General features: G+C 45.3%; 8 protein-coding genes. 2 read left to right on the plus strand and 6 right to left on the minus strand.

Annotation, left to right across the window (positions count from 1 at the left end):
- Positions 1-2: 2 nt before the first annotated feature.
- From G6N79_RS02365 to nagA, 6 genes are all read right to left on the minus strand, one after another.
- Positions 3-1,829, minus strand: coding sequence for an outer membrane protein assembly factor BamB family protein (locus G6N79_RS02365; RefSeq protein ID WP_103905081.1), 1,827 nt, complete (start codon positions 1,827-1,829; stop codon positions 3-5).
- Positions 1,830-1,887: 58 nt separating this feature from the next.
- A complete protein-coding gene (locus G6N79_RS02370; protein ID WP_103904998.1) occupies positions 1,888-3,747 on the minus strand; it encodes a RagB/SusD family nutrient uptake outer membrane protein in 1,860 nt (619 codons plus the stop codon).
- Between the two features lie 10 nt (positions 3,748-3,757).
- Positions 3,758-7,228, minus strand: coding sequence for a SusC/RagA family TonB-linked outer membrane protein (locus G6N79_RS02375; RefSeq protein ID WP_103904999.1), 3,471 nt, complete (start codon positions 7,226-7,228; stop codon positions 3,758-3,760).
- 163 nt (positions 7,229-7,391) lie between these two features.
- On the minus strand, positions 7,392-8,624 hold the full coding sequence (locus tag G6N79_RS02380) for an exo-beta-N-acetylmuramidase NamZ family protein (protein WP_103905000.1): 1,233 nt from the start codon (positions 8,622-8,624) through the stop codon (positions 7,392-7,394).
- 374 nt (positions 8,625-8,998) lie between these two features.
- Positions 8,999-10,645, minus strand: a complete 1,647-nt coding sequence (locus G6N79_RS02385) for a glycoside hydrolase family 10-like protein (protein ID WP_234993138.1) — start codon at positions 10,643-10,645, stop codon at positions 8,999-9,001.
- A 70-nt stretch (positions 10,646-10,715) separates the two neighbouring features.
- The gene (gene nagA, locus G6N79_RS02390; RefSeq protein WP_103905002.1) at positions 10,716-11,828 is read right to left on the minus strand and encodes an N-acetylglucosamine-6-phosphate deacetylase; all 1,113 of its coding nucleotides are present in this window, start codon (positions 11,826-11,828) and stop codon (positions 10,716-10,718) included.
- Between the two features lie 156 nt (positions 11,829-11,984).
- Between nagA and G6N79_RS02395 the strand changes: the two genes are divergently transcribed.
- Together G6N79_RS02395 and G6N79_RS02400 are read left to right on the plus strand one after the other, a co-directional pair.
- Complete coding sequence (locus G6N79_RS02395) at positions 11,985-12,368, plus strand: RidA family protein (RefSeq protein WP_103905082.1); 384 nt, start codon at positions 11,985-11,987, stop codon at positions 12,366-12,368.
- Between the two features lie 249 nt (positions 12,369-12,617).
- Positions 12,618-13,019 (plus strand): hypothetical protein, encoded by a 402-nt coding sequence (locus G6N79_RS02400; protein ID WP_146060565.1) that lies wholly within the window; start codon positions 12,618-12,620, stop codon positions 13,017-13,019.
- Positions 13,020-13,065 lie beyond the last annotated feature (46 nt).

The following is a 13,065-nucleotide window of genomic DNA, read 5'->3' on the forward strand; positions in this document are numbered from 1 at the left end:
GTTTAGATGGTTAGGAGCATAATCTTGCCATCCATTGTGCTGACAGCAATTTTATTTTTCAGCACCAGTGGTGGATTGATCAACGCATTGGATAGTTTATAGGTCCATACGACCTCCCCTGTTTTGCTATCCACAGCCGTCATCACTCCCTTATCACTGGGTACAAAAGTATATTTTTTATCGGAATAGATTGCCGTTGGTGCCAATTCATAAGGCATCTTTAGTTTTGCTTTCCAGCTAACGTTCATATTTTCCGCTGTAACGGGCACCCCGATCAGTTCCCCGTCCATCGTCTTGGCATACACCATTTTCCCATCTTTGGATAACCCCATGGATTCCCGAACCCGGTAGGCATCCTGCTTTTCACGCCAGATGGTCTTTCCGGTTTTTAGGTCTATGGCTGTCATATAGCGATCCGGGGCAACGATAAAAACCCGATTGTTGCTGACAACGGGGTAACAGGCTGCTGCTGAGAACATGCGATTGGCGTGTCCATTGTGCCACTCCCATTGCAATTGTCCGGTACGTTGGTCAAGGGCATAAAAACCATTGCCCCAACTGCCAAAGATGACTTTATTGTCCGCAAGCGTAGGTAAGGTAGAGACGTAACCCTTCACGTGGTCAAAAGTCCAGACCACTTTGCCGGATCGCACATCGATGGCACGGAATACCCCGTCCGAAGCACCGATATACGCAATTCCTTTCGCTACTGCCGGTGATCCAAGTACAGCTTTGTCAGCGGCGACCTTCCACCGGAGCTTTCCTGTTCTGGCATCCAGACCATAGATAAAATGATCCGAAGAGCCAACAACAATCGTTCGTTTATGATAGGCCGGGGTGGAATACACTTTTCCCCCTGTCTTGAAGCTCCATACTTTCTTCCCGCTTTTGAGGTCCAATGCATACACATCCCCTACTGTATTTGCGGTAAAGAGCAGCTTCCCATCCGTACTTATTCCTGCACCAATATCTCCGTAGTCGACATAGGACCAGGCTACTTTCGCCTTGCTGGTTTGGTTTACCCCAAAGTCTGGTCGCTTATAATTTATAGAGGAATCAATATCTTTTTTAAGGGCAATTTTCAGCCAATGGTTTTCAGTGAGGGTCTGTGGCTTCCGCACCTGGAAGAATGCAGAATCTGCCGTCACCGTAATGATATTGTATCCACCTACGGAATCTTTCGCGCGCAGGTTTGATCTGCTCATGATTCCCTGTACCCCATCCCAGTCGTATAGCTTATTGCTGTGGCCATGTCCACAAAGGGCAAATTGGATATTCCTAGCTTTGATACGATCGATGTTTTCATACCAATTGTTCAGGGATGAATCCAACGGATAGTGGTTGATGGCGATCAAGGGTTTCGAAGGGTCAGCATGTACCTGGAAAATGGAGTCCATCCAGACCAAGTTTTCTCTTGGGATCTGCCCCGGACTCATGCGCATATTCGGCCCAGAGGTAGTTCCGATAAACTGGAAACCTTTATGTTCAAAGAAAAAGGTTTCTGCACCGAATACCTTACGGAAGCTGTTTGCTCCGCTTTCGGACCAATTGCTGTCGTGGTTTCCGGGAACCACATATAGCGGGAGATTCAAGCTATCAAGAATCTGCTTGGCCAATGCCAGTTCGGCATCCGATCCAAATTCAGTCACATCACCTGAGAGGATGACGAAGTCAATATCCTGCTGGTGATTTAAGTCGAGAACAGTTCTCCGTAAATCATCAGCTCCGGTCGCTCCACCAACATGGGTATCTGTAACTTGGGCAAATTTGAACGTCTGTGCGCAAAGGGCAATTGGAAAGAGCAGTAGCAATAAAAAGATTTTCTTCATAACGGTATTATAAAGCAAAAGGTCAATTTCTTGACCTTTTGCAATGTTATTCATTCGACTACCAACCTGGTGTCTGTGTTAATGTATATCCTTGGTCAGCATAAGCCTGAACCAAGCCTACACTTACAGGAGAAAGGTAATTTTTAGGTTGTACCGGTAGGCGGTTCGTGAAGTTTCTAACCACATAGAAACCTTCCATTTCCGCATCGTTTGTACCGTCATAGGTAACGATCGAGCCATTGGCCTTTTTCACCTGCAATCTATTTTTGAAGGCTGCAAGGATCTTGCCCGGATTCGCCTTGTCGCCAAAATCACGAACGCCGATCACCCATGAACCCAACTTATAGTTGTCTTTGGTGAAATTCAGGTAATCCAACTTTTTCCAACGGCGGATATCCTGGATCCGTGCATATTCGAATACGAATTCCATACGTCGCTCCCGGCGGATTTCCCACATCAATTGTGAGACATCAGCGTCCTTGTTCGGATCTACCGGAAGTTCACCCAATAGCAATGGTGCGGTTTGCTTAACGCCTTTTGCTACAGCAGCAGCATCCAACGGACGCAAGCGGATCGCATTGATGGAACGGTCCAAGTCGCCTTGGGAAACCGCTGCGCCACCATAAAACTCAGCAAGGATCTGTTTCGCTTCCACCCAGTTCAACACAACCTCTGCATAACGAGCCACAGGCGCGTCGTTGGTGTTGGTATTGGATGCCCACTTCGCAGGATAAGCTTGTCCTGAGTTCAGGAATGTCAAAGCCTCTCGACCTGCAAATTTATGTGCATATACCAAGGTACCAACAGCAGGTGCATTTACCGTATCCATAAAGGTAGCTTCAAAACGTGGGTCACGTGTTTTCACCAATTCCTTCAAGCGGAAGTTATCCGCATTTTCAACGGAAGAGCTCTGGAAAGTTTTACCATCGTTACAGATGAAGGATTCAATCAGGTTCAGGTTCGCTGAACGCGGTTGGTTTTCCGTACCGTTACTGTACGATGCGACAGCGTGTCTGATACCCAATGCGTCATCGTATGTTCTGAAGAAAATAACTTCTGGATTACTTGCTAAACTTTCAGAAGCGAATAAGCTCTTGAAATCCGCACCGAAGTTGAATTTTCCGGAATCCATTACATATTGCGCTGCATCGCGAGCCAATTCCAAATATTTCTTGGCGCGTGTTTTATCCAGGTTGTGGTAATGCTGCCATGAACCTTCAAACAACATCATGTTGGAGATCAAAGCTGCGGCTGCATAACGGTTTACATTGCCCACACCATCGTTTTCACGCATGTTCGCCAACACGTATTTGAAGTCCTCATAGACATGGTCCATAACCTCACCACGTGGTGTACGGTCTTTATATTGCGCGTCGAAATCGCTAGGCTGCACTTCTTCAGCGTAATAAGGAACATCGCCAAAGTTGCTCACCATACGGCTGTAGTCGTATCCACGGAAGAAACGGCCAACTGCAGTCCAGTGTTTGTATTCATCCTCAGTGAGTTTCGATTTCGAAAAAGTCTCGATACGGTTCAGCATCAAGTTTGCTTTGCGGATCCACACAAAGTTCCAATCGGTACTTGGGTGCTCGGCACGCAACACAGCAGGCGTTTTGGAATTCGAACCGCCCGAACCTGTCGGGATGTTGGATAACAAGGCCAATTGCTGGTTTTCGGATGTTAAATCATCCGAAAAGTTATAACCCGTTAGCGGAGCGTATGCCGTTCCAAAGCCCGTATTGTATCCCACAAAGAAGTTGGTGTAAAAATCGTTGGCAAAGAGACGCAAGTCATTCTCATTTCTCCAGTAGGTGTTTTCGGTATCCACCATGGAATTCAGATCTGGCCTATCCAAAAGCGTTTCACAACTGCTGAAAAGCAGGGCAGAACCGATAAGTAAATATGATAATTTTTTCATTGTCTTAGAATTAGAAGTTTAATTGCAAACCAAATGAAGCACTTTTGAAGGTAGGCGTACCTACACCCGTTCTGCTACCGTTGTAGTTATCCTCATTGAACATGGAGAATCCCGAAACCACTTCTGGATCGATCGGAAGTCCGTTCAAGTTATCCCATGTGAAGAAGTTCTCCAACGCTACATAGATACGTACGTTTGACAATTTTGCCGGAGCGATAAAGCTCTTCGGGAAAACATAACCCAAAGTAATGTTCTTGATACGTGTATAGGATAAATCCAATAAGTATCTGGATTGTACTTGCATATTATTGGCATCGTTGCTACCTGCGTTATTGAACGCTGCAGGGTAAAACGCACCTGTATTTTCTGCTGTCCAATAATCATCCACGAAAGTTGCTGGCATCGCACCATCCGCTGTATTGAAACCAGGGATCGCTAATGCACCACTACCCCAGATTGCGCGCTGGCCTGTTCCTTGAAGGAAAATCGAGAAATCAAATCCTTTGAAATCTGCACCAAGACGTAAACCGTAGTTGTAGCGAGGGGTTGAGTTACCGATGATCTTACGGTCACCTGGGTTATCCACGGTACCATCACCATTATCGATCTCACCATCACCGTTCAAATCTTTGAATTTCACGTCACCAGGACCGAAATTAAATGTATTTGTGCTCTCCAAGAACGGTTGATAAACACCATTTGGATCTTTCAATTGGTATGCTTTACCATCACCACGACCATAATATTTGGTCATATCCTCTGTCAAGTTGACCAAAACAGGCTTGCCATCTGCACCTAGGTTGAAATCATCCATTTGGTATAAACGATCTGTTTCATAACCCCAGATATCTCCATAAGCTGAACCATCATAGTAGGAACCCGTTAAGCGAGAAGTCGTTACGTTATAGAATCTGGACACCGCATCATCAAAGTTTGCGCGGGCATTGATACCCAATCCATTCTCAAAACGGTGATTGAAATCTACAGCAACCTCATAACCTTTGGTCTTCAATGTTCCGAAGTTTCCTTGAGGAGCTGATCCACCGATCGTCCAGGTTGTACCTTGAAAGCCGGTAAACATATGGTTGGTGTTACGTACGTAATAATCGAATACAAACCCCAACTTATTGTTCAAGAAACGAGCATCCACACCCACGTCGATCGTTTCCAAATCTTCCCATGAGATATCCCGCAGACTGAATGTTGGCGTAGGTACCGCATAGTATTTATTGGAGCCTCCGATCCACGTTGTTTCAAACGGGAACATATTCGGTGTATATAAACTTGGTGGAACTGCTTGGTTACCGATCACACCGTAAGATCCTCTGAATTTCAAGTGTGACAAGGCTGGCTTAGCCCATTCCATAAAGTTTTCTTCCGATACCACCCATCCAGCAGATGCCGAAGTAAACCATCTCCAGATCAATTCATCTACGAATTTCGAAGATCCGTCATAACGCGCATTGGCCTCGAAAAGGTATTTGTTCTTATAGGCGTAGTTCACACGGCCAAAGAAACCTACCTGACTGGTCCAGAACGTACCACCACTTCCGGTCACAGTTCCTGAAGCCAGGTCAAACTGTGGATTGGTTATATCCAAAAGGTTTGTTTTCTGTGTCCAGTTGTATTTACCATAGTCTGAGACCAAGTTGGAACCGACCATAAACTTAAAGTCATGGCCATTTTCCAGGTTCAGGTTATAAGTTGAGAAAGCATTTAAGGTGTGCTTGTATTCATACGCTGCACGGGCATAGACGTGGTCAGGGTTGGAACCTGGAGACGTATACATTTGATTCAACAAATCGTATGCAGGCATTGCTCCCGGCGCTCCGGCACTAACAACAGCACCTGTGTTATCCACATATACTTGGTTACCTTGCGCATCCAAACGCAATACAGGAGCAATCCAGCTGTTCGCAGCTGTAAAGCGTGTTCCTGGTCTGAACCAATCGTAATCTTCATTGGTAAAGTTATAATCGACATCTAAGCTCCAATTCTTTGTCATTTTAACGGTCGCACCTGCATTCAGGTTGATGTAGTTTCGTTTCATGGATGCTTCATTGGACGCTTCGTACTCCGACCATGGGCTACGGATTGGGTTTCCGTGCTCATCATTACCCATTGGATAAACGGAAGACCATCTGTACATGTAGTACCATGGATCGGCCGTCGTGGAGTTCGTGGCGTATGGATATAATTTCTTACGTTGGGAGAACATCGCTCCTGCACGCAAAGTCAGGTAATCATTTACATCCGTTGACAAACGCACAGCTGCATTTGAGCGTTTAAATTTATCTGAGTCGCCTGCTTTCAACATACCGCTCTGTGCGATATGACCAAAGGTAGCCGTAAATTTAGTTTTTCCAACCGTACCATTGAAGGCCGCATTGTTGGTAATGGTCGGTGCCCATTCACGTACCATATAATCGTAAGGATCGTAGGTACGCAAACCAATCTTGCGGGATGCGTTGGTAGGATCAACGATCCAGTCACGGCCGTAAACCGTTGGATCATCTTTACCAATGGAATTCCCGTAGGTATCATGCCATTGTTTTGCCAATTCATATCCTTCAGGCGTTACATAATAAAATGCCCCTGAAATATTGGAACCAACACGCTCCATGGCATCCTTGGTATATTTCAACGCATTGATACCACCCATTTCGTATTGCTTGTATGGGTTTTGGAAAGAGAAGTTATTGGAATAGGTAATATCCAGTTTCTCCCCTTTAGAACCTGTTTTTGTTGTAATCAAGATCACACCGAATGCTGCTTTAGCACCATAGATCGATGCCGAAGCAGCATCTTTCAATACGGTTATGGATTCGATATCATCGGGATTGACATATTGAATACTTGGGATCTCCACGTTATCCAATAAAATCAATGGATTTCCGGCAGCTTGTAAGGACGCTACGGCACCACGGATTTTAATGGTCGGGTCGGAACCGACCTCGCCACTAGGTACGGTCACCGTTAAACCCGGTGTTGTACCTTGGATACCACGGCCAATGTCCGCAATCGGACGGCCTTCCAAGTTGTCCTTTACAGAAATGGTGGAAACTGCGCCAGTCAAGTTTCCTTTTCTTTGTGCACCATAACCTACCACGACAACCTCATCCAGTACATCACTGGAAGATTGCAACGTCACGTTCACCGTTGAACCGGTAACCGTAACCTCGGTGGATTCATAACCCACAAATGAGATTCTTAATTTCGAACCTACTGCTGCATTGATGGTGAATTTACCTGCATCATCGGTAGCTGTCTTCACAGAAGTACCGATTACGGAAACAGTAGCGCCGGCAATTGGTCCATCAGGTCCGCTAACTGTACCTGTTACGGTATTTTGCAGGACTGATGAAGCTTTTGTCCATCCAGCGTAGTTTCCTAGTGCTGAGTTGCCAGTACTTCCACTGAAAGAAGCATAAGTCGGCATCGTCAAGCCCAGAGCGAGAGAAAAGAGTAGAAGTCTTCGCATTGCTTATTGATTAATAATTAATAATTTGTTTATCATAATCCGGTTTCAGGCTCATAATCAAGATAACCGTTGTTTTTTATATACCCCTAGATCCCCCTACCACATCACGTGGCCTGATATGCGAATAGGCCCAATTTAAATTGAGCCTTCACATGCTTGTTTTTCATTCAAAGTCTGGGTAGATCAAATATTTTTTACGCATTTTTTTGTACGCCTCCAATTCAGGTTCCCAGCTCTTGCGAATTTCCGCTTCGGTTTTGCCTGCGAGGATCTGTTTTCGTAATTCATCTGTGCCGGCCAATTTATCGAAGAACTCTGGCCGTGCGAAGAATTTGCTTTTATCTGGCATCTTATTGTAGAAGTACAAAATATATTCTAATGTGAATTTCTGATCATCTGCGTTCAGGCCACGAAGATCAAGTCCATAATTGACCTCATTCTTGCCCTCCACATGTTTGCTCATCCCGGCCTTTTCACCTGGTGTGAATTTGAAGTCACCATAAACAGGATTGGTATACCCTACAACCTGGAATGGCCATTCCGTTCCGCGGCCGACAGAAATATCCGTCCCTTCAAAAAGACATAACGAACTGTATAAACGAACGGAGAGATGATTCGGTAAACTTGGCGATGGAACAACAGGGAGTTTGTACATACTGCTGTGGGTGTAGTTCTCCACAGGGATTACGGTCACCTTACATTGCTTCCCGCCTTCTAGCCATTTTTCGCCGTTGATCATATTCGCCAACTCCCCTACGGTAAGACCGTGGATCATGGCGATTTTATGGTATGATACATTGGATTTGAATTTATCATCCTTGCGGACTGGTCCATCGACCTGGTCGCCGCATGGATTCGGTCGGTCCAGGACGATCAATTCTTTATTATGCTTCGCGCACAATTCCATTACGCGATGCAATGAAGTGATATAAGTATAGAACCGTGCGCCCACATCCTGAAGGTCAAAGATCATCACATCGATGGATTGCACGATGGAATCTTGCTTTTCATTACCACCATATAAGGTGAACAGGGGCAATCCGGTTTTGCTATCCACATCATTGCTCACCTTTTCCCCACGCTCGATATCGCCACGGAAACCATGCTCCGGCGCAAAACCAAATTTAAGGTCTACCTTTTCGCGAAGAAGCACATCCACTAAGTGCTCTTTTCCTGCACCAACAACGGAAGTCTGGTTACCCATCAATCCAACCTTTTTCCCTTTCAATAGGGGCAAATAGGCGGAAAGCTGATCAGCTGCAGGAATCAATGTCCCTGAAGCAACAACAGAAGTATCCGAACTGGTTTGCACCTGTGCTTTAGGTGTTTTGGAAACGCCACAACTGTTCGTTAACAGTAAGCTGGCTAATATGGCGATGGTATAGATGTTTCCCATTAAATTATCTTTTGATTAAACAGTGGCTATTTCTGGAAATCGAGATAAAATTAGCACAAATAACGCATAATAAAGCAATCAAAATCGGAAATTAAAGGCTTATGGGCAAAAACACGCACAAAACACGCATAAATCGGAAAGCAGTAAAACTGATTAGCCCGTACTTATAAAGCAATAATGCTTGAAATTTAGCCATTTAAAGCGTTTAAGCACGCAAACGATTGCACCATATAGTGTAAATCATACACATTTAAGTAACATTTAAGTGACAGAATAAAGGGGAAAATCGATCTGTAAAGAAAAAGGCAGAAATGAATACAATCCTTTCTGCCTTTTCCCAAAACAGGTTCAAACCCTGCGCTATCTTTTTAGGGTTATTCCACTTCTTCCCCTGCGTAATCGCCTTCATTACCCAATCTATCGATAGGCTTGATGGCCACTGCGTTTAATTTATGTCCATATTTCGTTTTCGGCACGCTCCATTCGGTCTGTGGCGCATCGAAAATCTGCATATCCCAAGTGTCGCCGTATCGAGCATAGGCTACCCATTTGAAAACCTGCTCAGGCTGCTTGTGTAACCATTTCACGAATAAACTGCTGCTCTGGTTTGTCAACAATAAAGTTGGTTTCAGAATCGGATTTGCCGGTAACCATGGAGACGCAGGCACTAATGCTTTTTGCGAATAAAGTCCTTCATGCAGGGATTTCAAGAGCACCGGATTTTTGGTTAAACCCGCAATACTCCAATGCACAGCACCCACACTGTTCGGCACCACTTTGCGTGTGACCGCAATCTGTCTGCGGATTTCCTCCGCACGGTTTGCAGCACGTACTTCCACGGTATTCAATCCTGGCCAAAGATGGCGATTGTGTTTGTTCTCCGATTGCCACCATTTCAATAAAGCAGTAAAACTCTGTCTCGGTGGGTCAATAGGCCAATAAAGCTGCGGCGTAAAATAATCGATCCAGCCTTCGTTCAGCCATAGTTTCGCATCGGCATAAAGCTCATCATATTGGGAGGAACCTGTGATCCCTGCAGGATAGCCGGGCTTCCAAATTCCAAAAGGACTCAGACCAAACTTTACGAATGGTTTTTCCGCCTTGATTTCAGCATAGACGCGTTTGATGAATTTATTGACATTGTCACGTCTCCAATCAGGACGCGATAGCGAACCTCCACTTCTGCGGTATTCTCCCCATGTTTTATCATCGGGAAAATCAGCGCCGCCATTGTAGGTGGCATAAGGGTAAAAATAATCGTCAAAATGCACGCCATCGATGTCGTAACGTTTTACGATGTCACGAACCACGGCAGAAGCATGATCCTGGGTTTTCTGACTAGATGGATCAAACCAATACATACCGTTGCGCAGTCGGAGCACATTGTCTCCGGATCTACGCACCATGGATTCACTGGTGACCTGTCCCCCATTACTGTGATGTGCACGATATGGATTGAGCCAAACATGCAGTTCCAAACCACGTTTGTGCGCTTCTTCTACCCAGAATTCCAACGGATCGTAATACGGGCTTGGCGCTTTTCCGGTTGTTCCAGTCAGGAAATACGACCAAGGCTCCAGATCTGACTTGTACAAGGCATCGGCTGAAGGACGCACCTGAAAGATCACGGCATTGAAATTATTGTCCTTCAACAAATCCAACAGGCGGATTGCCTCTTGTTTCTGCTGCTCGGTACTTAAGTTATTTTTTGATGGCCAGTTGATGTTGGCTACAGTAGCGACCCATGCAGCCCGGAATTCCCGAGGGGCTTTCGGTAAATTGGCCCGAAAGGCAGGTTTCTCCACAGGTTTCTTCTCTTCTACCTTTTTGCTGGTTTTATTTGGTGCTTCCTTCTTCTGTTCTTTACCGTTTTCGGCTGTCTTCGGATTCTCTACCTGTGTTTCGGTAGCCACGGGATTTGGTTGTTGCAATACTTTTCCCTGTTTGTTTTTAGAGCCACATGATGCTATGATCAGCACACATGCGAAAAACAAACAGAATTGAATCATTCTTCTCATCATATCTTTTTTCTTAACACACAAAACTACGTTTTTATGCATTAACCTGTTAATTATTAGTCTTCTTTATCACTTAAACGACCTGTTCCCCCTGAAAAAGAACACGTTTCACCTGATATTCGTTATCGAAAAACAACACATTGGCAATCGATCCGCTGTTCAGGTTTCCGATATCGTGGCGGTCCATCAGCCGTGCTGGGTATAGGATCGCCATACGGAGGGCTTCATCGAGTGGAATCCCCACTTTTTGCACACAATTTCTGACAGAACCCAGCATGGTCATTGCCGAACCCGACAGCGTGCCATCGGGAAGTACAAAATGGTCTCCATTGAGCACATGTTTGTAAATTCCTTTTTCACATGCCCCAACCGCATCGGTAATGAGGAATAGCCGCTCGCCCATCATTTCCTTGGAAATGCGAATGGCCTCAAAATCGACATGTACCCCATCGGCAATAATGGAGGCACACACCTCATCATGGTTAAAGGCAGCTCCCGGCAGCCCAACATCCCGATGATGTAGCGGGGACATGGCATTCCACAGGTGCGTCACGGTACGGACCCCATGATCAAAGGCCAAGGTTGCTTCTTTATAGGTTGCTGCCGAATGTCCAGCAGAAACCAATATCCCCCGTTCGATCAGGTAATCGATACACTCTTGGTCATTCACTTCCGGCGCAATCGTCATCATGGTTACCCACTCCTCATTCCCCTCCAGCACATCCGACAACAATCCAATGCTTGCTTTCTTGATCAACTCTGCAGGATGGGCACCGCGTTTGATGGGATTCAGGAAAGGCCCTTCCAAGTGCAATCCCATGGAAACCTTTGGTGCAGCCTCCTTATACACGGTAATGGCTTCCCGGAATACATCCAAAGTGTTGGTGGCCAACGTCAGGTTAAATGCGGTACAGCCCTGCTGCAACAACTGCTGTTCAATCCTTGCAATCGAATCCTTGGTCAGATCTGCAGAAAACAGATCCTGGCCAGTCCCATAGATCTGCAGATCGATCAATCCCGGACAGATGTTTGCCCCTTCCACGTCGACAGTGACATAAGATTCAGGGACCGCATCCTGAGGAACGATGCCCGCAACCTTATCGTCATCGATCAGGAGCGCATGCTGTTCGTATCGCTGGTATTCGGTATAGATGATACCGTTTATATAGGCCGTTTTGCTTTTCATATCGCAATTTACTTATTGTCCGCTTTTGTTGAAAATCCAATCACCTAATCGTATATTAGTCAACATAATTTTACGAACTTCGACTACAGAACGTTGGATGATCCATAAAATTACATGCAGATCCTGCAGGATACGAAACAATTTGAATACAATACTATGTCAAAAAAAGAAATCTTAAACACCGACAAAGCACCGGCAGCCATTGGCCCCTATAACCAAGCCGTAAAGGCTGATAGAACCCTGTACGTTTCAGGGCAAATTCCACTCATTCCAGAAACCATGGAATTGATCAGTACGGGTGTTGCGGATGAGGCACACCAGGTCCTTAAAAATGTGGGTGCCATTCTTAAACATGCCGGATACGATTATGGCGACGTCGTAAAGACCAGCATCTTCCTGAGCAGTATGGACTATTTTGCCACTGTGAATGAAGTTTATGCCGAATATTTCAAAGAGAACCAACCCGCACGTGAATGTGTCGCCGTTAAGACCCTCCCTAAAGAAGTGAATGTGGAGATCTCGGTAATTGCTTTTAAGTAGTTAGTACTTAGTATTAAGAATTAAGACCTAGGGTGGGCATGGAGGATGCTAACCTTAGGTTTTTTCCCACTGTAATAGGTGTCTTTACTATATTGGAAGGCTTAACTATTTGCGTTTACAGAAGGACCTGCTATCTTCCTTAATCTACCATAATCAGCTTATTTTAAGCTTCTTCTTCCTGTCAAAGCCCGTTCATTTGTAGCGGTTTCCTCCCCAACATCGTTCATACTTTTAATAAACACTAACGTTATGAAAAGACTAATGTATGTATTAGCGGCGGGGATATTCCTATTTACCGCCTGCAGCGAAGGGGAAATGAACGATCTGCAAAGTCAGGATGAGCACGAGTTGAGCTTACTCTATAAAAAAATCATAGACCTTTCAAATTCAGAAACCTGCACGGATGAGCAGGAATGGAAATTCACGGCAATTGGCAGCAAAGCTTGCGGTGGACCTACTGGCTATATCCCCTATTCCCTCAAGCTGGATACAGCCGAATTCCTGGATCTGGTCAAACAGTATACCGATGGCCAAAAGGAATACAACATCAAATACAATATTGTTTCCGACTGCAAGATGGAGATGCCCCCACAGACTGTCCAATGTCGTGAAGGTAAGGCTGAATTGGTCTACATCAATATGTTTCCATAGGTAGAAATCCAGTTGTACCAACTCGCCCTTGGCAAGTTCTCCCAAA

The organism is Sphingobacterium lactis, assembly GCF_011046555.1.
Classification (GTDB): domain Bacteria; phylum Bacteroidota; class Bacteroidia; order Sphingobacteriales; family Sphingobacteriaceae; genus Sphingobacterium; species Sphingobacterium lactis.